The sequence below is a fragment of the Paenibacillus sepulcri genome (genome assembly GCF_042647105.1).
GTDB classification, from domain to species: domain Bacteria; phylum Bacillota; class Bacilli; order Paenibacillales; family Paenibacillaceae; genus Paenibacillus_Z; species Paenibacillus_Z sepulcri.
In genome coordinates, this window is record NZ_JBHRUP010000001.1 from 4,331,887 (window position 1) to 4,355,501 (window position 23,615).

At 53.1% G+C, this 23,615-nt stretch carries 20 protein-coding genes; 16 read left to right on the forward strand and 4 right to left on the reverse strand.

Translation table 11 applies throughout. From position 1 onward, the window contains the following. Positions 1-146: 146 nt before the first annotated feature. Positions 147-833: a class I SAM-dependent methyltransferase gene (locus tag ACFOLF_RS19175; RefSeq protein WP_210039291.1), complete on the forward strand. Its 687-nt coding sequence runs from the start codon at positions 147-149 to the stop codon at positions 831-833. Positions 834-888: 55 nt separating this feature from the next. On the opposite strand, the gene ACFOLF_RS19180 is transcribed toward ACFOLF_RS19175, so the two are convergent. Beyond that, on the reverse strand, positions 889-2,130 hold the full coding sequence (locus tag ACFOLF_RS19180) for a nitrate/nitrite transporter (RefSeq protein ID WP_210039290.1): 1,242 nt from the start codon (positions 2,128-2,130) through the stop codon (positions 889-891). Between the two features lie 441 nt (positions 2,131-2,571). Between ACFOLF_RS19180 and ACFOLF_RS19185 the strand changes: the two genes are divergently transcribed. The 3 genes from ACFOLF_RS19185 (at position 2,572) to ACFOLF_RS19195 (ending at position 6,904) form a co-directional block, all read left to right on the forward strand. Beyond that, complete coding sequence (locus ACFOLF_RS19185; RefSeq protein WP_210039085.1) at positions 2,572-3,399, forward strand: alpha/beta hydrolase family protein; 828 nt, start codon at positions 2,572-2,574, stop codon at positions 3,397-3,399. 234 nt (positions 3,400-3,633) lie between these two features. Beyond that, a complete protein-coding gene (gene nagZ / locus ACFOLF_RS19190; RefSeq protein WP_379114440.1) occupies positions 3,634-4,983 on the forward strand; it encodes a beta-N-acetylhexosaminidase in 1,350 nt (449 codons plus the stop codon). 271 nt (positions 4,984-5,254) lie between these two features. After that, a complete protein-coding gene (locus ACFOLF_RS19195; protein WP_210039084.1) occupies positions 5,255-6,904 on the forward strand; it encodes a copper amine oxidase N-terminal domain-containing protein in 1,650 nt (549 codons plus the stop codon). A gap of 237 nt (positions 6,905-7,141) precedes the next feature. On the opposite strand, the gene ACFOLF_RS19200 is transcribed toward ACFOLF_RS19195, so the two are convergent. Both ACFOLF_RS19200 and ACFOLF_RS19205 read right to left on the reverse strand, forming a co-directional pair. After that, positions 7,142-7,777, reverse strand: a complete 636-nt coding sequence (locus ACFOLF_RS19200; RefSeq protein ID WP_379114442.1) for a DsbA family oxidoreductase — start codon at positions 7,775-7,777, stop codon at positions 7,142-7,144. 68 nt (positions 7,778-7,845) lie between these two features. Further along, positions 7,846-8,844, reverse strand: a complete 999-nt coding sequence (locus ACFOLF_RS19205; RefSeq protein ID WP_210039083.1) for a LacI family DNA-binding transcriptional regulator — start codon at positions 8,842-8,844, stop codon at positions 7,846-7,848. Between the two features lie 240 nt (positions 8,845-9,084). On the opposite strand from ACFOLF_RS19205, the gene ACFOLF_RS19210 reads away from it, so the two are divergent. From ACFOLF_RS19210 to spoIIR, 12 genes are all read left to right on the forward strand, one after another. After that, entirely contained in the window at positions 9,085-9,975 is an 891-nt protein-coding gene (locus tag ACFOLF_RS19210; protein WP_210039082.1) for a DUF72 domain-containing protein, read from the forward strand. A gap of 180 nt (positions 9,976-10,155) precedes the next feature. Beyond that, on the forward strand, positions 10,156-10,581 hold the full coding sequence (locus tag ACFOLF_RS19215; RefSeq protein ID WP_210039081.1) for an RrF2 family transcriptional regulator: 426 nt from the start codon (positions 10,156-10,158) through the stop codon (positions 10,579-10,581). Positions 10,582-10,664: 83 nt separating this feature from the next. Beyond that, on the forward strand, positions 10,665-10,976 hold the full coding sequence (gene trxA, locus ACFOLF_RS19220; RefSeq protein WP_210039080.1) for a thioredoxin: 312 nt from the start codon (positions 10,665-10,667) through the stop codon (positions 10,974-10,976). A gap of 285 nt (positions 10,977-11,261) precedes the next feature. Next, positions 11,262-12,011, forward strand: a complete 750-nt coding sequence (locus ACFOLF_RS19225) for a response regulator transcription factor (RefSeq protein ID WP_210039287.1) — start codon at positions 11,262-11,264, stop codon at positions 12,009-12,011. Further along, a complete protein-coding gene (locus ACFOLF_RS19230) occupies positions 12,008-13,060 on the forward strand; it encodes a sensor histidine kinase (protein ID WP_210039079.1) in 1,053 nt (350 codons plus the stop codon). The genes ACFOLF_RS19225 and ACFOLF_RS19230 overlap by 4 nt, the downstream gene beginning before the upstream one ends. Positions 13,061-13,156: 96 nt before the next feature. Then, entirely contained in the window at positions 13,157-14,395 is a 1,239-nt protein-coding gene (locus ACFOLF_RS19235; RefSeq protein ID WP_210039078.1) for a molybdopterin-dependent oxidoreductase, read from the forward strand. Positions 14,396-14,575: 180 nt separating this feature from the next. Next, on the forward strand, positions 14,576-15,676 hold the full coding sequence (gene ychF, locus ACFOLF_RS19240; RefSeq protein WP_210039077.1) for a redox-regulated ATPase YchF: 1,101 nt from the start codon (positions 14,576-14,578) through the stop codon (positions 15,674-15,676). A gap of 98 nt (positions 15,677-15,774) precedes the next feature. Further along, positions 15,775-16,989, forward strand: coding sequence for an MFS transporter (locus ACFOLF_RS19245; RefSeq protein WP_210039076.1), 1,215 nt, complete (start codon positions 15,775-15,777; stop codon positions 16,987-16,989). Positions 16,990-17,022: 33 nt separating this feature from the next. Next, positions 17,023-18,387 carry an MFS transporter gene (locus ACFOLF_RS19250; protein WP_210039075.1) on the forward strand — a complete coding sequence of 455 codons (1,365 nt, stop codon included), beginning with the start codon at positions 17,023-17,025 and terminating at the stop codon, positions 18,385-18,387. Between the two features lie 113 nt (positions 18,388-18,500). Further along, on the forward strand, positions 18,501-19,568 hold the full coding sequence (gene prfA / locus ACFOLF_RS19255) for a peptide chain release factor 1 (protein WP_210039074.1): 1,068 nt from the start codon (positions 18,501-18,503) through the stop codon (positions 19,566-19,568). Positions 19,569-19,643: 75 nt separating this feature from the next. Beyond that, on the forward strand, positions 19,644-20,822 hold the full coding sequence (locus tag ACFOLF_RS19260; protein WP_379114447.1) for a N5-glutamine methyltransferase family protein: 1,179 nt from the start codon (positions 19,644-19,646) through the stop codon (positions 20,820-20,822). 366 nt (positions 20,823-21,188) lie between these two features. Beyond that, a complete protein-coding gene (gene spoIIR, locus ACFOLF_RS19265; RefSeq protein ID WP_210039073.1) occupies positions 21,189-21,917 on the forward strand; it encodes a stage II sporulation protein R in 729 nt (242 codons plus the stop codon). Positions 21,918-22,033: 116 nt separating this feature from the next. On the opposite strand, the gene ACFOLF_RS19270 is transcribed toward spoIIR, so the two are convergent. Beyond that, complete coding sequence (locus ACFOLF_RS19270; protein ID WP_210039072.1) at positions 22,034-23,485, reverse strand: MDR family MFS transporter; 1,452 nt, start codon at positions 23,483-23,485, stop codon at positions 22,034-22,036. Positions 23,486-23,615 lie beyond the last annotated feature (130 nt).

Genomic DNA, 23,615 nt, shown 5'->3' on the forward strand with positions numbered 1-23,615 from the left:
TCTGCCTCTGTTGTTTATCATTCTATAGGAAGAAGCTATTAGAACAATAGTAATTATATATTTGTGGAATAACAGGTACATCCTATACAGTGGGATCAGAAGATAACTTTATTCGGATCCATGCATAGGAGGGATTGGCCGTGAGTATGAACAAGGACAGTCATCAGGTAAAAGTGAAATTCGATGAAATTGCAGACAAGTACGACCAGCAAAGAAGGATGCTGATCCCAAGCTTTGATGATTTCTATGGTATCCCGGTCGCATTTTCCGGGCAGAGCCGGAATGCCCCCCGGATCCTGGATCTGGGAGCGGGAACCGGATTATTTTCTTCCTTTTTTGTGGAGAAATATCCCGATGCCGAACTGACCCTTATCGATCTCTCCTCCAATATGATGGATATCGCCAAGGTCAGATTCAGCCATCTGTCCCGGGTTGAATATATCGTCGCCGATTATTCGGCCTACGAATACAGCGGGAAATTCGATATTATCATTTCTTCGCTCTCCATTCATCATCTGGAGGATGCGGCCAAGCAGGCCATTTATGCCAAAGCTTATTCACTTCTTGAGGATGACGGGTTGTTCATTAATGCCGATCAGGTACTGGGAAGCACGCCGGCCATTCACCGGTATTACGAAGAGACATGGCGTGCGGCGGTGCTCTGCAGCGGGCTCTCCCAGGACAATCTTGATCTGGCTCTGGAGCGGATGAAGATTGATAAATATGCAACGGTGGAATCGCAGCTGGGCTGGCTCGCCCGAGCTGGCTTCACAGATGTGGATTGCTTGTTCAAGCATTATAATTTTGCTGTGCTGACCGGGCGAAGGGCATAAAAGCACAAATCATGTGCGAGCATGCCTGTGCGGATTTTTGTCCGTGGACCCCCGCTTACGACGCGATCGTGTTCTGAATTGCGTTTTGGCTCTCGCGGGCTTTGCCGCCGCTGCCAATCCAGGTTTTCTTCCAGGAGCCCTGAATGATGAAAATGAGCACGACGCAGGCGAGCGCAACCCCGCTCAGAATAAGAAAGCCCGGTGTATAGGAGCCGGTGGACTGCTTCAGGTTGCCGAGAATTTTGGGCAGAAAATAACCGCCAAGTCCTCCTGCCGCGCCAACAATGCCCGTTATAATGCCGAGCTCCTTCTGAAACCGCTGCGGCACCAGCTGGAAGACAGAGCCGTTGCCCATCCCGAGGCTCATCATGCCGATGAACAGAAGTACGGTAATGAGCGAGAGCGGAGGAAGCGAGGATATACTGGCCATCATGATGGCCACAATGCCGTACAATACCATCAGCATGCGGATGCCGCCAATCCGGTCGGCCAGCCATCCTCCGATCGGACGGAAGAAGCTGCCGGCAATGACGCAGACTGTAGTAAAGTCCGCCGCACGGACGGGACTCAGCCCGTATTGGGTGTTGAAGAAGATGGTCAGGTAATTGGACATGCCGACGAATCCGCCGAACGTGACACTGTACAGGATGCAGAACATCCAGGTATCGCGCTGCTTGAGAACGGAGCCGTACTCGGATAATGTTCGCGGCGCCGGCTGCGAGGGGCTGTCTTTGGCAAATATACTGAAAATAATGAAGACGATGGAGACAGGTATGATGGCCAGTCCGAATACCACATGCCAGTCTCCAAAATAGTTGGCGATCCGGTTGGCGAACAGCGTCGCAAAAACAGTGCCGCTGTTGCCGGCCCCGGCAATTCCCATCGCTAATCCCTGATACTGCGGCGGATACCAGCGGCTGGCAAGCGGCAGCGCAGCGGCGAACGAAGCCCCGGCAATTCCCAGAAGAATAGCGACCATATAGAGCTCATTCAGGGAATCAACGAACTTCCAGCCCCATACGAGCGGAACCATGGTCAGCAGCATGCCGATTTGTCCGGTGCGTTTGGGACCGATAACATCGGTTAAATATCCGAGCACAAGACGCAGAACAGAGCCGCCCAGTACCGGGAGCGCCACCAGATTGGCTTTTTGCGAGGCGTCCATAGGATAGTCGCTCATAATGACAACAACGAGCGGACCCAGCAGAACCCATACCATAAAGCTGACATCAAAGTACAAAAATGAACTCAACAGCGTAGGGCTATGTCCGCTTTTCAAAAAGCTTTTCCGATCCATCATGGCAAAAACCCCTTCCAATTCTCATCGTTTCGTTAGTGGGCCGGCTTGTTGAACAGGCTCCAAAACACAATAAAAGGCCGCAGCACAGTTGTAATCAACTGAACCTGCGGCCTCTTTGCCAAATTGAGCTGCACGTCAGTGTGCAGGCCAATTACATTTTTCGATTCACGTCATTGTGATCTTATTTGCATTATATTCTTTGCGTTAATTACATGTCAATATATCTTACACAAAAATAAGCAATATAAATTCCGAGGCTGCAGCCGGGTAAATTTCCAGATGCGGGGGAAATACTAAATGACCAGAGGCTTGCAATGAAACTGACGTAAAGCGGATATCAAACAAATCAGGTATTCACATATTGACGGGATTGAATTATCATGTTAATCTTAATTCATAGTATAAAGGTAGGAATTATAGGGTTAGGCGGTGCGATTCATGAATCATCCCATAACGATTAAGAGCGGCGATCTTCTTTTATCCGGAGTGCTGCAGTATCCGGTGCTGGATCGGGAAGGCAGCAGAGCAGCGGATAAATTTCCGCTTATTATTATATGCCATGGCTTTATCGGCAACCGGATGGGAACCGACAGGCTTTTTGTCGAGGCAGCCGAACGATTGACGAATAACGGCTATTTGGTGCTGCGCTTCGACTATGGAGGATGCGGCGAGAGCACAGGAGATTACGGGAGCGGCGGACTTGAGGATATGATTGAGCAGACCCGGACGGTGATTGATTACGGCTACTGCCTGGATCTGGTCGATCCGGACCGGATTATTCTGCTCGGCCACAGTCTGGGAGGCGCGGTTGCGGTGCTGACGGCAGCCCGCGACCCGCGGGTGAAGTCACTGGTTCTATGGGCAGGTGTGGCACATCCCTTCATGGATATCCGCAACATCGTCGGCACCCGCACCATCGAAGAGATTGAACTTTCGGGAAAAAGCGACTATATGCATTACGAGCTGACCAAGCACTTCACCGATTCCCTGGCGCAGTTCCAGCCCCTGACCGAGCTTCGGAGCTTCAACGGAGATGTTCTCGTCGTCCACGGCACTGCCGATGAAGTAGTGCCCGTCGATTACTGCTTCCTGTACCAGAAGATGTTCTGGCTGCGCAAGGAAGGCAGCTGCGACAAGGAGGTCATTCTGCAGGCGGATCATACCTTTTCCTCGAGGGCTGCCCGGGAGCAGCTGTTTGATATTACCTTCCGCTGGATCGATGTCCTAGGCAAGCGGCGCAATGATTGGAGCTTGTGGACCATCTAGCAGTGTTGAGCCGCAAAGTAATGGCGGTTATAGCAGCAGACACAAATAAACAAGAAGCCCTTCAATTCCGGTTGGGGGGCTTTTTGTTGTTTTTTTCAATCTATAAAATCCAGAACATAATTGATGCTGCGCACGTCTAAAGCATGTGGGCTGATTATAAGCAGCCGGGATTAAGTGTAAACTAACATGGATTGACATGCAGTGAAGGACGATATAGCGGAGGTAGGACAGTTTATGAGATTAAAAGCGGGATGGCTAGCCGTTATCATATGCATCTGCTGCTTCACGGCAGGATGCGGCAATAAACAGGCAGGGCAATCGGATCAAACGGGCGGATCCGCCGGATCAGTGGAACAGCAGCCGGCTCAGGAACATGGGAATGCCGGTGACCAGCCTGAGCCGGATGAGGGCTCCGCTCTCCCGGATACCGGCAGCAACAGCGGTTCCGGCAATGAGCCGGAAACTGAGCCGGGTCATTCATCTCCCTCCGATGAAATCGGGCTTCAGGTGAAGGCGATGACGTTGGAGGAAAAGCTGGGACAGATGATTATTGCCGGCGTAGAGGGAAGCAGCGCCACGGAGCAGACGCGGAAAATGATTGCGGATGAGCATGTAGGGGGCATTATTTTCTACAAAAACAATCTGACGAGCCCGGAAGGAGTCGCAGCTTATGTGAACCGGATCAAGGAATGGAACCGCGGCAGCAATTCGGCGCCCTTGTTCATCTCTGTCGATGAGGAAGGCGGCAGGGTCAGCCGTCTGCCCGGGGTCAGCGATCTGCCGACCGGCAGAGCCGTGGGCAAAGTGAACCAGCCGAACTATGCTGCCAAGATCGGCTCTTTTCTCGGCGAGGCCTGCAGCGCAATGGGGATTAACGTCGATTTTGCACCCGTTCTGGATATTAACAGCAATCCCGATAACCCCGTTATCGGGGACCGTTCTTACGGAGCGACGGCAAAGCTGGTAACGGACACGGGGATGGAAGTGATGAAGGGGATTCAATCGACAGGGGTCATTCCGGTAGTGAAGCATTTTCCCGGCCACGGCGATACTTCCGTTGATTCCCATCTGGAGCTGCCGGTGGTGAACAAAAGTCTGACCCAACTGCAGTCCTTTGAATGGCTGCCTTTTAAAGAAGCGGTCGATGAGGGTGTGGATGCCGTGATGATCGCCCATATTTTATTTCCCAAGCTGGATCCCAAATATCCGGCCTCTCTATCCAAAACCGTCATTACCGACGAGCTGCGGGGCACGCTTGGCTTCAAAGGAGTGGTGATCACGGATGATCTGACCATGGGAGCGATCGCCGAGCATTTCGGGATGGGGGAGGCAGCCGTAAGGACCGTTATGGCGGGCAGCGATATTCTGCTGGTGGCCCATGAATATGACAATGTGGCGAGTGTGATCCAGGCATTGAAGAAGAGCGTGGGCAAGGGAGACATTACCGAAGAACGGATCAACGAAAGTGTGACGCGGATTCTTGCCCTGAAGAACAAATATGCCCTAACCGACGATGTGAAAATTCAGACGCCAAAGCTTACGCAGCTTAACGCCGCGATTAAGCAAACTCTGGCTTCGCATTAATCTTGTTCGGATTTAACTTCACTTTTTCTTTGCAATTGCAGCCTCCTCCAACCTTATGGCAGGAGGTTTTTTGCTGTTTTACGAAGCTGTTCATTTATAAAAATTCCTATAAAAGTAATTATATACCTGTTTATATTCAAAAAAAATTGTGACTTCAGTATGATGAGAGCCTTCACATTTTTTTAATGAAAGCAGTTTCAGTCTCTAATCCGCGGTGTAAGTCATAAGTGTTAAGACGGCAATCATCCTACATATCGAGGAGAGATGAACAGTGAAGGGTTTGAAAGAGAAGGTCGGGGTTTTATTAGCTTGTTTGTTGCTCGTCGTTCCTGCATTGGCTGGAGCGCAAGCCCAGAATGCCAAAGGGGCCACGCAGGATTTGCGGGCAGGTCTTGGACAATTGCTTGGCGAGCATGCCGTGCTTGCTGTTATCGCAATGCAGAAGGGCTATGATGCTTCAGCGGATTTCAACGATGCCGCGAATGCGCTCAGTGCCAATACGGATGATCTGACAGCGGCCGTTGCCTCCGTCTATGGAGCAAGCGCAGGCGCAGAGTTCAAGACCATTTGGGCCACGCATATCGGCTACTTTGTCGACTACGTCAAGGCGACAGCGGCCAATGATCCGGAAGGGCGCCAGAAGGCGATTGCCGATCTGGAGGATTACCGGACGAAACAGGCTGCATTTTTTGCAAACGCCAACCCCGATAACTTCAAGCAGGAGGTTATTGCCGAGGGCTTGAAAATGCATATTCATCATCTGCTGGATGCTTTTGATGCCTATGTGAACAAGGATTACTCCGCGGTTTATGCGGATACCCGCGCAGCTTATGCGCATATGTTCGAAACCGGCGATGCTCTTGCAGCAGGAATCTCTGCTCAATACCCGGCCAAATTCCCTTCACTCAGCAGCAATCAGGAGGCTTCCGATCTGCGTTCCACACTTGGCCGTCTGCTCGGCGAGCATGCTCTGCTTGCAGCTTTGACCATGCAGAAGGCCAATGATGCCAAACCGGATTTTGAAGCGGCATCCTTATCGCTCGGCGATAACACCGCTGATCTGACGGCGGCGATCACCAGCGTGTATGGCGATGCGGCAGGCGAGGCTTTCCGGCCTCTCTGGTCTTCGCATATCGGCTACTTCGCCGATTATGTGAAAGCGACGGCTGCAAACAGTGAAACAGACCGTGCGGCGGCTGCGGCTGAGCTGGAGAAATACCGCATGGATCAGGCGCGCTTCTTCGCTGCCGCCAATCCTTCCTATTTTAATGAGAATGAAATTTCCGATGGACTGAAGATGCATATCAATCAGCTGCTGGATTCATTCAATCATTATGATCAGGCGAGCTATGCGGCTGCCTACAACGATTTGCGCACAGCCTACGACCATATGTTCATGACAGCTGATTCGCTGACTGGCGGTATCATTGCCCAGAACAGCGATAAATTCCAAATGCCCGGTACGCTTCCCGGAACAGGGACAGGCGGCGGTTCAACCGGAAGCGTTGGCGGTTTGGGAACGATATTCGAGACCTCCAGCGTTTCAATGAAAGTCAACAGCAAGAATCTCACTGTGAACGGTACGGTCACCGCGATGGATTCCACGCCTATTCTTCAAAACGGAACGGCATATATTCCGGTCCGTTACTGGGCGGAAGCTACGGGCGGAACGATTACATTCGATAAGGCGGCCGGAACGACAACCGTGACCAATGGTTACAATGTGTCGGTATACAGCACAGTCAATCCCAAGCAGATCACGCTGAACGGTTCGGCTGTGACAGGAACCTCCATTGTTGTCGTAGACGGCCGCGTGTACATCCCGGTCCGCTCGATTTCCGAATTCTATGGCTGGACGGTTCAATTCAACAGTATGGACCAATCCATCATGATGTCGAAGCAGTATGAGGCGGATATGTAAGTCAGCTTGAATGAAAAAGAAACTTGCAGCGCGCGCCAGCCTTTGGTGGCACTTGCAAGTTTCTTTGCTCTCCGAGCGGCCAGCAGGTGACTGAATTTTTCGTCACCTGCTTTATTTTGTTCAAGTATAAGGAAGTATAAATTCCTCCATACTTTGCTTATATTTTCTGAGGGAAGAAACTTGGCTTAGCCGCTAAAGGACGGCGACAGCCGCTTCTTCCTGACCTGTAATAGCTGATTATTCCCCTTTGCTGACCCGTTCCAGCAGCTGAACAATCTTATCTGCGGGATAGGCGCCGGACAAGGCGTAGCGGTTGTTGAATACGAAGAAAGGAACGCCTGTGATGCCGAGACTGCGGGCCTGCGCCAGATCAGCTTCCAGCACATCTGCGCCTTCGCCGTTTTGCAATCGGGCGATGACGGACTCTTCCGCACCGATGGCGGCGCGGACTGCACGGATCTCGTCGAGCTGGGCGACATCCCGGCCTTCCTCGAAATATGCGCGGAACAGCTCATCTATCGCCGCTGCCTGAAGCTCTGCGGGCAGCAAAGCCACGAAGCGGTGGGCCAGCCGGGTGCTGGGCATCCGTTTCACCAGGTCAAAGCGGAATGTGACGCCTACTGCAGCGCCGGCCTGTGTCACATGCTCGGTCATCTGCTTCAATTGGGCTTCTGTTCCTATTTTCGATCTCATCACATCATTGAAGGGAAGTCCTTCCTCGGGAAGTGTCGGGTCAAGCAGATATCCATGGTAGGACACCGTAACCGGTTCTCCGCCTTTCTCAGCCCACAGCTCAAGAGCCTGGAACAAATTATGCTTGCCTATGCGGCACCAGGGACAAACGACATCGGAATATAAGTCAATATGCATCATCTATGATCCTCTCGCAATCGTAATTTTTCTACTATTGTACCATTTCGCGCACAGCTTCGCTTCCACAGTTATTTGACGCTTTCCCTGATAATCAGCTGTGGATCTACTTTCACAGGCTGGATGTCCTGCTCCTGTCCGATCAGCCTTTCAATGACTATGAACATCTCGCTCGCGAGTCTCTCGAAATCCTGTCCCATAGTGGTGAGCGGAGGATAATAATACTTTGAGATCGGAATATTATCGAAGCCCATGACGGACACATCCTGCGGAATGGACAATCCGTGTGCGTATACCGAGTTGTACACCGCAATCGCTTTTTCATCCCCCGATACAAAATAGACATCAGGCAGCCTGTTGTCTTCAATCCGCCTGTCCACAAACCGCTTGATATTCTCCAGATTATTCATGTTGTAAATGACCTCCAGACGATCCAGAGGAATGTTGTGCAGCTTATATACTTCCTTAATAGCCTCGGCTCGGTCGAGGTTGAGATCGATTGCCGCACCGAGCAGCAGGCATATGGTCGTTAAACCTCTTGCAAACAGAAACTCCGCTGCCTGCGTCATCCCCAGTCTGTTATTGTTGGTGATAGAGATTGGAGCAAGCGGGTTTTTCTCGAAGGAGATATAGGGGATATGGTTTCTTTGCGCCATTTCGATTCGCTTGTCATGATCATCCACGTAGAACAGCACAAGAACATCGATATAGCCGCCGGATTTTTCCAGCATCGAATTTTGCAGGTCTGCATCGTCGCGAATTATTTCCTGAATAAGCATGTACTGTTTATCGCGGGCTTCCTTGATCATGAAGGACATCAGGTAATCGAACCATTGCGTCGTGTTCTGCCCCTGCGTCTTGCGGATGGAGACGAGGATATTTTTATTGACTTTGGTGTTCAAGTTTTTGGCGTACATATTCGGCTTAAAGTTCGTCTCGGCAATGACCTGCAATATCTTCTCCCGCGTGCTTGGCTTTACACTGGGCTCGTCGTTGATTACCCGCGACACGGTCTTGAATGAAAAACCCGATATCCGGGCGATGTCCCTAATCGTATATCGATGATTCATTTTATTCTCCTTATATTGCAAAACTTGATCCGACACCGTTGTCCAATCTTGATAAAATTACCATTTTATATGACTGTTTTCTAATCAATTCAGTATATTTTAACGTTTGATTGTTAAGCTTGTATCAACATGCTGTAATTATATTCAGGCTATATTACAATACTCCCATGTGTTCACCAGGCATCGGGGTATTATAAAATAATTTCAATCTCATTTTTGTGTGAAGGCGGTGGCATAACCGTGATTTCAATTGGACTGGCAGGATGGGGAGACCATGCCAAGCTTTATAAAGCTGGCATCAAGCCGCAGGAAAGACTGAAGGAATACAGCAAATTCTTTTCATTGGTAGAGGTGGACAGCTCCTATTACGCGATTCACAAAGACAGCCTGTACAGAAAGTGGGCCGGAGACACTTCCGGGCATTTCTCATTCGTCGTTAAAGCCTATCAGGGCATGACAGGGCATACGCGCCAGGCATATTCTGAAGATGATCTGGAGGTTATGTTTCGCGATTTTCGTGAGTCGATCGGTCCTGTTATTGAGGCAGGCAAACTGAAAGCTGTCCTTTTTCAATATCCCCCATGGTTTGATTGCAGTCGTCACAATATCGCCGTACTGCGGTCTGCCAGGAAAAGGATGGAGGATATTCCCGTTGCCCTTGAATTTCGTCATCAAAGCTGGTTCAAGCCCGATATGATGCAGAAGACGTTGACTTTCATGCGCGAGGAAGGGTGGATTCATACGGTATGCGATGAACCCCAGGTCGGCGACGGCTCCGTGCCGATTGTGGAAGCGGCGGTGGATCCGCAGCTTACGCTTGTGCGGCTGCATGGACGCAGCAATGACGGCTGGTTGTCGAGCGGCCAGCCGAACTGGCGGGAGGTGCGGTACCTGTATCGCTATAACGAGCAGGAGCTTGAGGAATGGGCTCAGCGGCTGATCAGGCTGGAGCAGCTGTCAGAGACGGTATGTATTCTTTTCAATAATAATTCCGGCGGGGATGCGGCGGATAATGCGCTGCAGCTGATGGCCATGCTGGGCCAGACGCCGCCGCGCGGATTCTTCGGTGAGGACCCGCAGGCGGATCCGGTGGAGCAGCTTGATTTGTTCGATCTGCCCGGGGAGGAATGAATGCCTTTCCCCGGCCTCCGCTGAAAAAGTTTGAGTAGGCTCTCTCTAAACAGGGTATTTTAAACTGTAGAGAAGGTATGAATTTCATGCGAGGTAATCCGAAATAATCAATGCCTGCCCTGTTGACATTTTCAACTGTAACTGATATTATTACAGTACAAAGCGGGGTGGCCGTAACGCATGAACAGCGAATTTACGATAGCCGTACACAGTTTGGTATACTTGGCATATCGTCCGGACCGAATGGCTTCGAGCGAAGCAATCGCCGACAATGTTGCCACGAATCCAGCCAGAATACGTAAAGTAATGAGCTATCTGCGGCGCGGCGGCTATGTCGATACGCGGGAAGGCGCAGGCGGTGGTTACCGGCTGACGCTCGATCCTTCGGTCGTTACCTTGGCCGATGTGTACCGCTTATTGGCTCAAGGATCCGTCATCCCTAATTGGTGTTCCGGCAATCCTGATATGGATTGTGTAGTCGGCTCCAATATGCGGGAGGTTATGGATGGTATCTTCTGCAAGGCGGAGAAGCAGCTGGAGGAGTACTTCGGCGGCATTACGATTACGGATGTACTCGGTCAAATTCACGAGTGCGAGGATTGTTGATTTTTTTAAGAAACAAGGTATAACGGGCAGCTCCCTCCAAGCAGCCGGAGCACCCGGAACTTATAATTGAGAGGATGATTATCATGGCAGTAGCATTGACAAAAGATAATTTCACGAAAAGCATCGAAAGCGGCGTGACCCTTGTAGATTTCTGGGCTCCATGGTGCGGACCTTGCAAAATGCAGCTTCCGATCGTTGAAGAGCTTTCCACGGAATTGACCGGCCAAGCCACCATCGGTAAAATCAATGTGGACGAAGAGCCTGAACTGGCTTCCCAATTCGGAGTCATGAGCATTCCGACATTGATCCTTTTCAAAGACGGACAACCGGTTGACAAAATGGTTGGTCTGCAATCCAAAGATTCCTTGAAAAATAAAATTCAAGGCCAAATCTAATCGCTCTGCCTTTCTTTTCTTTCGAAAAGCCTTCATACCCTGCGGGGTATGGGGCTTTTTTTGCTTTATTTGATCCTCGTCTTAACATCATCCGGCCTTCCGTTCATACTTTCGTAATACATTCGTTAGAACTCTATAATCTTTTCGTTCTTCTTCGTTTACGGTTATCCGTTATGCTTGTAATAAAATACCGTTCCCGCGTTATGATATAGAAGAAATATTCGTTATAACTGTAAGCAGGGTATAATAGAAGCACCAAAAATGGAGCATGGAGGAGGCGCCGATGTGGCAGGCAGCATCATTATTGCCGATGACGAAAGCAACATAACCGATGTGTGCCGCCGGTATCTGGAACGGGAGGGCTACGAGGTCCGCATTGCCCATAACGGAGCCGCTGCGCTGGAGCTATGGGAGGAACGCAGAGCGGATTTGCTTGTGCTCGATTTGATGATGCCGCGCATGGACGGCTGGCAGGTATGCGAAGCGGTCAGGCAAGCAAGCGATGTGCCGATTATTATGCTGACAGCGCGGGGCGAGGAGCCTGACCGTTTGCTTGGGCTGACGATGGGCGCGGATGATTATATGACGAAGCCCTTCAGTCCAAGGGAGCTTGTCCTGCGGGTGAAAAATATACTGCGCCGTGTCGGCACAAGCGCGGCTGCTTCAAACGCTTTCCTGCCGGGAGCAGGCGGAGCACAAGGGGCAATTGCGCAGTCTGTTCGGGAGGAGATTCATTTTGAGGGCTTATCCGTTTATCCGGATGAACGGCGCGTTATTGTGGGCGGCACGGAAGCGGAGCTCACCGTAAAGGAATTTGACCTGCTTCTCACGCTCTCGGAGTACCCGGGGCGGGTGTACTCGCGCAGCCAGCTGCTCAGTCTCATTTGGGATACCGAATTCGATGGCGATACGACCACGGTGACTGTACATATCCGCAGACTGAGGGAAAAGCTGGAGCCAATACCCTCCGAGCCCAGCTGGATCAAGACGGTTTGGGGCATTGGCTATAAATTTGAAGGCAAGAGGCAGTCATGAAGCTGCGTATTTATTTGCTGCTGACCAATGCCATAAGTATTCTCGTTATTATCGTGCTGCTCATTCTGTTCTACAGATTCATGCTGCTGTCAGAGGAGCAGTTCATTTGGCTGACAATCGTCTCGCTGGGTGCGGGACTGCTGTCCGGCATACTGCATTTTCTACTTATACGTCCGATTGAAGCGGCTGTGAAGCGGATCGGTGAAGGATCGGCGAGTATTGCGGACGGGGACTTTCAGGCCCGCGTCCCGCTCGTCGGACCTGTAGAGCTGAAGCTGCTGGCCGGCCAGTTCAACGAGATGGGCGACAAGCTGCAAGCAAGCTTCCACCAGCTGCAGGCGGCTGAAGTCGCCAGACGCGAGCTCGTAGCCAATATGGCGCATGATCTCAGAACGCCGCTGGCTTCCCTGCAGGCGTATGCCGAAGCGCTGGAGGACGGCGTAGTTAATGATGAAGCTGCGGTCCGCCGTTATATGGGAACCATCCGCGCGGAGGCGATTCGTCTTGGGCATCTGATGCAGCAGTTATTCGAGCTGTCCATGCTGGACAGGGGAGAGTCTCCCCGTGAGGATGAATATGAGCAGCCGTCGCAGAGCCTGCTTGAAGACAGCCTGCTGGAGCTGCTGCCGCGGTTCGCTCCTCAATTGGAAGCGGCTTCGATCACCCTTGAGGTCAAGCTTCCGGACCAGCCTCTTTACTGCCGGCTGCCCTCGCAGTCGCTTCAACGGATTATGCAGAATCTGCTCGAGAACGCGATCCGTTATTCCCCGCAGGGTGGTGCTATAGCCGTGGAAGGGCTGGCGGAGCAGGGACATCGCATTCGCATCCGGATATCGGATCAGGGAGAAGGTGTGCCGGAACCGGACCGGGAGCGGGTATTCGAGCGCTTCTACCGGGTGGACCGTTCCAGGGGGCGCGAGAGCGGCGGCGCGGGATTGGGGCTTTCCATTGCCAAATCCCTGGTCGAGCAGGCAGGCGGAGAGATCGGTCTTGATTGTCCCCCGGCAGGCGGGAGTATATTCTGGTTTACCGTACCTGAAGCCGTTTAGAATCCGCGAGGATTCATGACATGATTGTATAAGAATGCAGGATCATTAGCGGTGGATCATTAGCGGTTGGAATCATGATCGGGAGGCGAGGAACGCATGAGCAATTGGTTGGCGTCACTGCGTAAGGGCTACGGGAAGAAGCTTCACGCGCTGCATGCATGGAACGGTTGGATCGTTGTCATTCTGACGATCTCCGGACTTCTGCTGTTTGGCGGTTTTTGGCGCGGTATACTGGGTGAAGGAAGGGTGTGGATCCGCTGGATTCATATCGTCGTAGGGATTGCTTCGCTGCTTCCGGTTGTCTATTATCTGCTGCTGGCCGGCAAGCATTGGAAGCAGCTGAGGGGCAAGTCGTCGCAGAGGGCCAACGTCATTGTGGTGCTGGCGCTGCTCGTTGGCTGGCTGCTGTCGGGCTTGCTGCTCTGGCAGTTCAGGCTGGTCGGTCCCGGATGGTCCAACGGAGCTCTGCTGGTGCATGATTTGCTCACATGGATCGGACTTCCCTATATTATCTATCATTCCATCACGCGTGCGAAATGGCTCAAGGAGGAGCCGCACCGCCGTACGGTGAAGAGCGGCAAGCCGGATAAAGAGAAGGAAATCCACCCGGCTGTCTCTCCTGGAGCGCTTTATTCCCGGCGTGCATTCATTAAGACCGCGATTGGAGCAGGTCTTGCCATCACGCTGGGTCCTTCGTTCCTGCGCTGGGTCGGCAATTCCATCGGAACGGGAGCCGACATAGAGAAGCTGGTGGAATCCGATGCCAACAATCTGATTCCCGCACCCCAGCCGCTTCCCGCATCGCTTCCGCCCACGGGCGGGGGAGGCCGCGGTTCGTTCCGCGTGTACACCGTGACGCAGATTCCCTCCTTCAATAACAGCAACTGGTCGTTTGCCGTGGACGGACTGGTTGACAAGAAGATGAATTACAATTGGGAGCAGTTCGTGAAGCTGGCGCGCAAAGTGCAGGTGAGCGATTTTCACTGTGTAACCGGCTGGTCCGTCTACTCCAATACCTGGGAGGGGATACCGCTCAAGCAGTTTCTCAAGGAAGCGGGTGTGCAGCAGCAGGCGAAGAACGTCAAGTTTTATTCCGGAGATGGAGTATATACGGATTCGCTGACGCTGGAGCAGGCGGATATGGACGATGTGATGGTTGCCGTGCTTCACGACGGCAAGCCGATCCCAAGCGATCTGGGCGGGCCTGTCCGTCTGATTGTGCCGAAAATGTATGCCTACAAATCAGTCAAGTGGCTCAACCGGATTGAACTCATCCCCGATGAACATATCGGGTATTGGGAGCAGCGGGGCTACTCCAATGACGCCTGGGTGTGATCAGACAACCTGTTCCTGTTCGTGAAAAAGGCCGCAGACAACGAATGGAAAAGCTTCAACCCGGGAGGGAGGAAAGCCGCTTATGCGCGGCGGGCCTCCTCCCTTTTTTCTTTTCTTCCCCTGCCGCATCGGGTATAATGACCTGAGAAATGTTTATTTCGAAAGCAGGGGTGTACAGCAATGGCTTTGAAAGCAGGTATTGTTGGTCTTCCGAATGTCGGGAAATCAACGTTGTTTAATGCGATAACGCAAGCTGGCGCCGAGTCCGCCAATTATCCGTTCTGCACGATCGATCCCAACGTGGGCGTCGTGGAAGTGCCGGATGTGCGTCTTGACAAGCTGACAGAGCTGGTGGTGCCGAACAGAACGGTGCCGACAGCATTCGAATTTATCGATATCGCAGGCATCGTGAAGGGAGCGAGCAAAGGGGAAGGGCTTGGCAACAAGTTTCTGGCCCATATTCGCGAAGTGGACGCGATTGTTCACGTCGTGCGCTGCTTTCAGGATGATAATATTACCCATGTTTCCGGCAAGGTGGATCCGATCGGCGATATTCAGACGATTAACCTGGAGCTGATTCTGGCGGATATCGACTCCGTCGACCGGCGGATCGACCGCAGCCGCAAGAACATGAAGGGCGGCGACAAGAAGGTTGCCCAGGAGGTTGAGGTGCTCGAACGGGTCAAGGAGGCGCTCTATAACGATCAGCCTGCGCGCAGCATCGAGCTGAACGAAGAAGAGCTGTATCTGATCCGTGAGCTTCATTTGCTGACGCTTAAGCCGGTTCTGTACGCGGCCAATGTAAGCGAAGGCGAAGCGGCCAATTCGGATGAGAATCCTTATGTGAAGCTCGTCCGCGAATTTGCGTCAGCCGAAGGCGCCGAGGTGGTGCCGATCAGCGCCAAGGTGGAAGCGGAAATCGCCGAGCTTGAGGGCGAGGATAAAGCGATGTTCCTTGAGGAGCTGGGCCTGCAGGAATCCGGGCTCAACCGGTTGATCGCCGCAGCTTACAAGCTGCTGGGGCTCTACACGTATTTTACAGCGGGGGTTCAGGAGGTTCGCGCCTGGACGATTCGCAAAGGGACGAAGGCGCCACAGGCAGCGGGCGTCATTCATACCGATTTTGAGCGGGGCTTTATCCGGGCGGAGGTCGTATCCTATGAGGATTTGACGAATGCCGGCTCCATGAATGCGGCGAAGGAGAAAGGCCAGCTTCGCCTGGAGGGCAAGGACTATACGGTGAAAGACGGAGATGTTATGCATTTCCGTTTCAATGTGTAGGACCTGAAGACTCCGACATTATTATCGAATGAAGGAAGGGCCCGAATTCTAAAGGGTCCTTCCTTCGTATCGTTTGAAGGGGAGAAAACAGTTAAACCATGGCAACCTCTACAGCTCCACTTACCAAACCTGCGGCTGCAACGGTATTTCCAATTTTATTCGCGATCAGTATTGTCCATCTGCTGAATGATTCGATGCAGTCGACCGTATCCGCACTATTCCCGATACTCCGGGATTCTCTCGATTTAAGCTACAAGCAGATCGGTCTGATCGCATTCGCGATGAATATGACGGCTTCGCTTCTGCAGCCAGCGGTCGGCTATGCCGCCGATCTCAAGCCCCGGCCCTATATCCTTCCCATCGGCGTCTGCTTCACGCTGGTGGGGATCGTTTCTTTAGCGCTGGCACCGCATTATTCCGTTATTCTGCTAGCCGTTATTGCAATCGGCGTGGGCTCGGCTGTCTTTCATCCGGAGTCGTCCCGTGTAGCTTATCTGGCCGCTGGAGGCAAGCGCGGTCTGGCGCAGTCGATCTTCCAGGTGGGAGGCAATATCGGGAGCGCCCTGGGTCCCATTATGACAGCGGTGATATTTGTCAGAGTGGGTCAGCATGGCGTCATCTGGTTTGCTTTTGTTGCCGCCGCCGCAATCATCATTCAGACCTATGTGGCCCGCTGGTATCGCGATCAGAACGTTCCCGGACGCAAGAAAGCCAAGAGCGGCGCCCAGCCGCTGCGTCTGACAGGCCTATCCTCCCGGCAGGTGATGTGGGCAGTCGTCGTTCTGGTCTTCCTTGTTATCTCGAAGCATGTGTACATGTCGAGCATTTCCAGCTATTATTCCTTTTATTTGATTGATTATTACGGCGTATCAGTGAAGCATGCGCAGTGGTTCCTGTTTGCCTTTCTGGCTGCTTCAGCGGCGGGAACATTTCTTGGAGGCCCTTTGGCGGACCGTTTCGGCCGCAGAAATATTATCTGGTTCTCGATCCTTGGGACGGCGCCCTTCTCGATTTTACTGCCTTATGCCAATTTGACCTGGACCGGTGTATTATGCGTGCTTGCCGGATTTATTCTCTCTTCCGCCTTCTCCATTATTGTTGTGTATGCGCAGGAGCTGATGCCGGGGAAGGTGGGTCTGATCTCCGGCCTGTTCTTTGGCCTGGCCTTCGGCATAGGAGGTCTGGGCTCGGCTGTGCTGGGCTGGATCGCCGACGCGACGACGATTGCATTCATTATGAAGCTGTGTGCTTACCTGCCGCTGCTCGGGATATTGGCAATTCTGCTGCCCAAGGATAAACAGTTGTATGCTTAAGCTCCTTATTCCTCCAATAGAAGGTGCTGCTCAATGAAAAATCGGATACCGGTGCTGGCCAGCATTGTTATGGCGATGCTTGTCGCCTCAATGGATTCCACCATTGCCAATACGACGATGCCCATTATTGCCCAGGAGCTGGGCGGTATTGAATTGTATGCATGGGTTTTTGCAAGCTATATGATTTTCTCGACCGTCATGGCCCCGATTGCGGGCCGGATTTCCGATATCTTCGGACGCAAGAAAGTGTTTGCCGTCGGCATTATTTTATTTATGCTGGGCTCCATCCTGTGCGGGAGTGCGCATACGATGGTGCAGCTCGTTATTTTCCGGGCTGTCCAGGGAATAGGCGCGGGGGTGATGAATCCTTTTCCGATGATTATCGCAGGGGATCTGTTCACGGTGGAGAAGCGGGGGCGAATCCAGGCTTTGTTTACCGCGATGTGGGGAATTTCGGCTGTGCTTGCCCCGTTGCTAGGCTCCATGTTTGTGGAGTACGCCACCTGGCGCTGGATCTTTTATATCAATATCCCGATCTGCCTGCTTTCGGTTCTGCTGCTGCTGCCGTATCGCGAAGTGTATGAACCCAAGCGTTCCAAAGTGGACTATACGGGAGCGCTGGTTTTTACCGCCGGAATCAGTCTCCTGCTTCTTATGACCGTGGTCGACATCGGCACCTTCTTCTATTTATCCGGAGCGGCGGGCGTGCTGCTGCTTATTGTGTTTTACAAGTATGAGAAAAAGCTGGCTTCGCCCATTGTTCCCCTCAACCTGTTCCGCAATAAGCCGGTTGCCTGGATGAACCTGAATTCTTTCCTGGCTTATGCTTCGATATTCGGGGGCGCCAGCTATCTGCCGATGTTTCTCCAGAAGCATGGCTATTCGCTGTTTATGAGCGGTGTGGCGATGCTGGGCATGTCCGTGGGCTGGATGGCCATGTCCGTGCCTGCGGGCAAGTGGATCGGGCGCTTCGGCTACCGCTGGCTGATGATTGCCGGCAATGCCATTCTCGTGGCTTCGGGCATCTGGTTTCTGCAGCTCTCCCCAGCCTCGGGATTCTGGTTCACCTTTGCCGGCTCGGTGCTGATGGGCCTTTCCTTCGGCCTGCTGTCCGCCGTTTCCATGATCGGCTCGCAGCAGCTGGTGGATGGCAAGCAAAAAGGCGTCTCTACCTCTCTGCAAATATTTTCACGCAATATCGGGACGGCTGTCGGGGTGACGATAATGGGCGCCTTCCTGGCGAAGAATGCCGATCTGATGACAGGCTTCTCCCATATGTTCGCCTACGGCTTTATCGTCAGCCTGATCGCCTTGGCCAGCTCATTGATGATCCGGGTGCAGGGGCAGGCCGTGGAGGCCAAAGCAAAACCGGCGGGGCAAGGATCCATATCTCCTTGAAATTGGACGCTGAAAATATTTAGTTAAAGTCACATTTATGGAAAGCCCCGCGTTATGATATAATAATAAGACAACAATCAGCGAAATCTTATTACATGTAGAGGTGAATGAATGTGTTAGACCGTTTACAGGCACTCGCAGACCGGTATGATAAATTAAGCGAGCTGTTGTGCGATCCGGATGTGGCAAGCGACCCCAAGCGGCTGCGCGACTTATCCAAGGAGCAGTCGGATCTGCAGGACGCTTACACAGCATATACGGAATACAAGGAAGTATCGGCGCAGCTCGACGATGCGAAGGCCATGCAGGCCGAGAAGCTCGATGATGAAATGCGCGAGATGGTGAAGATGGAGATTGAAGAACTGTCCGAGCGCCAGACAGCGCTTGAGGATCACATTCATATTCTGCTTATGCCGAAGGATCCCAATGACGACAAGAACGTGATTGTGGAGATCCGCGGCGCGGCAGGCGGCGATGAAGCGGCATTGTTCGCGTCCGATCTGTACCGGATGTACATGAAATTTGCCGATTCCCAAGGCTGGCGCGTGGAGCTGATGGAAGCCAACGAAAGCGATCTGGGCGGCTACAAAGAGGTTATTTTCCTGATCAACGGCAAGGGCGCTTACAGCAAAATGAAATTCGAAAGCGGCGCGCACCGGGTTCAGCGTATTCCCGTAACAGAGTCGGGCGGACGGATTCATACGTCCACGTCAACCGTTGCGGTTATGCCTGAGGTGGAAGAGCTCGAGATTGAAATTCTCGACAAGGATATCCGGGTGGATACGTTCTGCTCCAGCGGCGCCGGCGGGCAGTCCGTTAATACGACCAAGTCGGCTGTCCGCGTGCTTCATGTGCCGACAGGCATTATGGCGCAGTGTCAGGACGGCAAGTCGCAGAATGAGAACAAAGCCAAAGCGCTGCAGGTTCTCCGGGCGCGCATTTCCGACATCCGCCGCCAGGAGGAAGAAGCAAAATACGCCGGCGAGCGCAAAAGCAAAGTGGGTACCGGCGACCGCAGCGAGCGGATCCGTACTTACAACTATCCGCAGAGCCGGGTAACCGACCACCGGATTGGTCTGACGCTGCATAAGCTGGATTCGGTTATGAACGGCGATATGGGTGAAATCATCAATGCCCTCACGGTAACGGCTCAAGCAGAGCTGATCGAGCAAATCAGCTGATTCATCGGGAAACCGGCTTGACCGCCGCATCATGGCGTGAGGCTGACGGTATATAGAGAGGGGCGCTAATGGATTATGGAGCGCAGCATGAATGGCCCCGGCCCCGCAGACTTCCGGATGGGAGAAGCGGACCGGCTGTTTACCATTGGAGAAGCCTGCTTGCAGGCTTCTTTGTTTTTGGAGAGGCATGAGATTACGGAGCCAAGGTCCAACAGCGAGCTGCTGTTGATGCATCTGCTCGGACTGGAGAAGGCGGGCTTGCTGCGGGATTGGCGGGATCCGTTTCCGGTGGAGCGTTCAGCGGAGTGGGAATCGCTGATCTCGCGCAAGGCAGCCGGCGAGCCGGCGCAGTATTTGATTGGCGAGCAGTGGTTCTATGGCCTGCCGTTCGCTGTGACGCCGGCCGTGCTGATCCCGCGGCCGGAGACGGAGCTGCTCGTCGAGGCGGTGCTTGCCGAGGCCGACAGGCTGTGGCCGGAGGCGAGCGGAGCTGGCAGCCGTGGAGCGGGGCAGGGTGGCGAAGCTGCAGTGAAGGCTGGAGGCAGCCGCACAACCGGTGCGGGGCCGTCAGAAATCGGTGCTGTGGCCGGAGATGAATCACGGCAGGTTGGTGAAGCGGCGGCTGAGGCGAACAGCGAGAGCGGGACCAGGGCGGCGCTGACGGGCCGCACAGTCAGCGCAGGTGTGCCGACGGTCCTTGACGTCGGCACAGGGAGCGGCGCCATCGGCGTGACGCTTGCGGTGCAGCGTCCGCTCTGGCGCGTCAGCGCGTCCGATCTGTCGCCGGACGCGCTGGAGGTCGCCCGCACGAACGCGGCGCGCCATGGCGCAGCGGCGCGCATGGCGTTCGTGCAGGGCGACCTGCTCGCGCCGTTCCGGCTGCGGCGCGAGGGTGAGCCTGGCGCTCCCGGCGGGGAGAATGACTCCGCCGGGCTGCGGATCGATGTGCTCGTCTCCAACCCGCCGTATATCCCGGCCGGAGACATCGCGGGCTTGCAGCCGGAGGTTCGGGACCATGAACCCCGGCTTGCGCTGGACGGCGGCGGTGACGGCCTTGACCCTTACCGCCGTATGCTGGAGCAGCTTCCGCGGCTGGCACAGATGCCGCGGATTATTGCCTTCGAGCTTGGCATGGGCCAAGCCCGTGAGGTTGCAAGACTGCTGGAACAGCTCGGCGAATGGGACGAGGTTCGGATCATTGACGATTATGCCGGCATCGAACGGCATGTGATTGCCGTGAACAACAGGGCATGAGGTATGAAAAGCTGTTATAACAGGCAGACTCTAGTAACGTAAAGAGATTATTTCTCTTTCGTTACTAGAGTCTTTTTTAACTTATGGAGTGTATATCGAAGGGAAGGGCAAGATTTTATACTTCTTAGGCATACCGAAATAGATAGGCTTCATGCATAGCCGGCTCCGAATAATCCTTGAATCCAACGCTGCGCTTCCATCCTCGAAGAGGGCTCCATGCGTTTTATATTTGTGCTGGAATTCTAGTTTTTCTTATTCTCCGGCTGCTAGGTTTAAAGATTGCCAGAGTGGACATACTTAGGGATATGATCGTTCCGGAACGTAAAGCCGAGTGCACCGACGGGTGACGAAAAGGAGCTTAACGTTATGATCCGCCCTTATTCCCGTTTTCCTTACCGCCCTTCTTATGGTTACTTGTTTCTTGCCATTATCATTCTTATTATGAGCTGGGAAAGCCAGCGTGCAGATGCAGCCATTGCAGGCGGTGAGATTCCCAAGGAATCCATTCGTCTTCGTATTCTCGCCAATTCCGACAGCGCGGCAGATCAGGCGGTTAAGCGGTATGTCCGCGACGCCGTTGTCGCCGAAATCGATCAATGGGTAACCAGCCCGCAAACGATTGAAGAAGCCCGGGGCACGATCCTCTCGCATATGGGCGACATCGAACGGGTCATAGCCAATGAATTGCATAAACGCGGATTCACATACGACTATAAAGCGGAGCTTGGCAGTGTGCCATTTCCAACCAAAATATACGGCAGTGAAGTTTACCCTGCGGGCAATTACGAAGCGCTCCGGATTTCGCTGGGCAAGGCTGAAGGGCAAAACTGGTGGTGCGTCTTATTCCCGCCGCTCTGCTTCGTGGATGCGGTCAATGGAGAAGCTTCGGCACCCGCGGCATCGGCCGTCACCGCCGCTGTCGACAAAGATGCCCCGAAGGGCGGCAATGTGCAGACGACAGGCACTGCAGGCGGCACAGATCAGTCGAGCGGCACCGAAGCGAAAGAAACGGGTGCCGATACTCCCGAGGTAAAGTTCTTCATTTGGGAGCTGATTCAGTCCATTGTTCACTTCTTCAAAAACCTGTTCAGCTAAGGCTGACTTTCTTAGAGGCCAGTCCCGGTCCGGAACATCCGCAAACAAACAACAACCCCCTTCTGCCGAAGGAGGTTGTTGTTTGTTTTGCACTATAGGACCGCCCGCAGCAAGAGTTAAGCCGCCTGTTTCCGGGCGACCTTATCCGGGCGCAGCTTGGGAATGAACAGGCAAATCGGCAGTGCGACCAATACGATAATGGTCGCGATGAGATACACATCGTTTACGCTCATTGTAAAGGACATCATTTGTATGCCGACTTGATCGGTTGAACCTGCATTGACCAAATCTGTTGCATGCGAGGCCGAATGCGACGCCAGCAAGGTCGTAAAAATCGCAATAGCGAAGGAGCCGAATACATTGCGCAGCCAGTTGCTGATCGAGGAAGCATGTCCGCTCAGCTGCGGTGATATTTGCTCCATCCCGGAGTTGCTGGCGGGCATCATGGCAAAGGCAATCCCCAAATTCCGCACGATCATCCAGAAGACGATATAGCCGTGGGGGATGTCGACGCTGAGCCAGCTGAGCGGCAGCGTTCCCGCACCCATCAGCACGACCCCAATAATAAGCAGAACGCGGGGACCGAACTTGCTGTAAAACTTGCCCACAAACGGGGTCAGTATGGCCATGGCCAACGAAGCCGGAAGCAGAATCAGCCCCGTATCAAGCGGCGTGACATGCTGAATGTTTTGCAGGAAGATCGGAGTCAGGAATGTTCCGGAATAAAGGCTGATTGTGATGATGCAAATGGTAATCAATGAAATCGTATAGCGGGCATTGCCGAATACCCTCAGATTCAAGAGCGGTGTCTGTGCAGTTAGCTCGCGCCAGATGAACAGGGCCAGAAACACGAAACCGGCTGCGATCAAGCTGATCACCTTTGTCGATGACCACCCCCAGGCATGGCCTTGCGATAAGGCTACCAGAAGCGAGGAGCTGCTGACGATAACAGTGACAAAACCGATCAGATCGAATGACTTGGGCACATTCAGCCTGTAGTAGGGGATGAATGGAAGGATGAGCAGAACACCGATAATGCCGATCGGCACATTCATCCAGAACAGCCACTGCCAGGTGAGATTGTCAAGCAGCCAGCCGCTGAGCGTTGGTCCGATTGCAGGAGCCAGCATGGCCGACATAGCCCAGAAGCTGACTGCGATCGGCTGCTTCTCGCGGGGGATGACCTGATAAATAATCGACATGGTAGCTGGAATGATGAGACCGCTAAAGGCCCCTTGCAAAATACGGAATGCGATGAGCGACGGGGCGCTCCATGCCAGCGCGCATAAGGCGGAGGCAATGGTGAAGCCCAGCAGGGAGACGAGATAAAGCCATTTATAGCTGAACCGTTCGCCGAAATAGCCGCTGATCGGGGCAAATGTGCCCATGGCAAGCATAAAACCTGTCAGTGTCCATTGAATGGTGTTCAGGTCGGAAGCAAAGTCAACCTGCAGAACAGGAATGGCGATGTTAATCGTACTGACACTGAGCGTAGAAATAAAACTGCCGAAGAAAATGGCAATCATAATGGGCAGGAAACGGACCTGCTTGGCTTCTTCTGTCTGCATCTGTAATCCTCCATTGCGCATGTAAAAATGCGAAGCTGATATATCTGAATTTATATATAAATAATCGTAGTTATCATACATCCGCAAAAGGTTAAAAGTCAAAGGAAATTACATGATTTTCCGGATAGCT

Excerpts from the sequence above, each read along its gene's own strand:
- ACFOLF_RS19260 (WP_379114447.1), top strand. The coding sequence starts at position 19,644 with ATGGAGCGCAGCATGAATGGCCCCGGCCCCGCAGACTTCCGGATGGGA.
- ACFOLF_RS19245 (WP_210039076.1), top strand. The coding sequence starts at position 15,775 with ATGGCAACCTCTACAGCTCCACTTACCAAACCTGCGGCTGCAACGGTA.
- ACFOLF_RS19185 (WP_210039085.1), top strand. The coding sequence starts at position 2,572 with ATGAATCATCCCATAACGATTAAGAGCGGCGATCTTCTTTTATCCGGA.
- spoIIR (WP_210039073.1), top strand. The coding sequence starts at position 21,189 with ATGATCCGCCCTTATTCCCGTTTTCCTTACCGCCCTTCTTATGGTTAC.
- ACFOLF_RS19235 (WP_210039078.1), top strand. The coding sequence starts at position 13,157 with ATGAGCAATTGGTTGGCGTCACTGCGTAAGGGCTACGGGAAGAAGCTT.
- trxA (WP_210039080.1), top strand. The coding sequence starts at position 10,665 with ATGGCAGTAGCATTGACAAAAGATAATTTCACGAAAAGCATCGAAAGC.
- nagZ (WP_379114440.1), top strand. The coding sequence starts at position 3,634 with ATGAGATTAAAAGCGGGATGGCTAGCCGTTATCATATGCATCTGCTGC.
- ACFOLF_RS19205 (WP_210039083.1), bottom strand. The coding sequence starts at position 8,844 with ATGAATCATCGATATACGATTAGGGACATCGCCCGGATATCGGGTTTT.
- ychF (WP_210039077.1), top strand. The coding sequence starts at position 14,576 with ATGGCTTTGAAAGCAGGTATTGTTGGTCTTCCGAATGTCGGGAAATCA.
- ACFOLF_RS19215 (WP_210039081.1), top strand. The coding sequence starts at position 10,156 with ATGAACAGCGAATTTACGATAGCCGTACACAGTTTGGTATACTTGGCA.
- ACFOLF_RS19180 (WP_210039290.1), bottom strand. The coding sequence starts at position 2,130 with ATGGATCGGAAAAGCTTTTTGAAAAGCGGACATAGCCCTACGCTGTTG.
- ACFOLF_RS19250 (WP_210039075.1), top strand. The coding sequence starts at position 17,023 with ATGAAAAATCGGATACCGGTGCTGGCCAGCATTGTTATGGCGATGCTT.
- ACFOLF_RS19200 (WP_379114442.1), bottom strand. The coding sequence starts at position 7,777 with ATGATGCATATTGACTTATATTCCGATGTCGTTTGTCCCTGGTGCCGC.
- ACFOLF_RS19230 (WP_210039079.1), top strand. The coding sequence starts at position 12,008 with ATGAAGCTGCGTATTTATTTGCTGCTGACCAATGCCATAAGTATTCTC.
- ACFOLF_RS19175 (WP_210039291.1), top strand. The coding sequence starts at position 147 with ATGAACAAGGACAGTCATCAGGTAAAAGTGAAATTCGATGAAATTGCA.
- ACFOLF_RS19270 (WP_210039072.1), bottom strand. The coding sequence starts at position 23,485 with ATGCAGACAGAAGAAGCCAAGCAGGTCCGTTTCCTGCCCATTATGATT.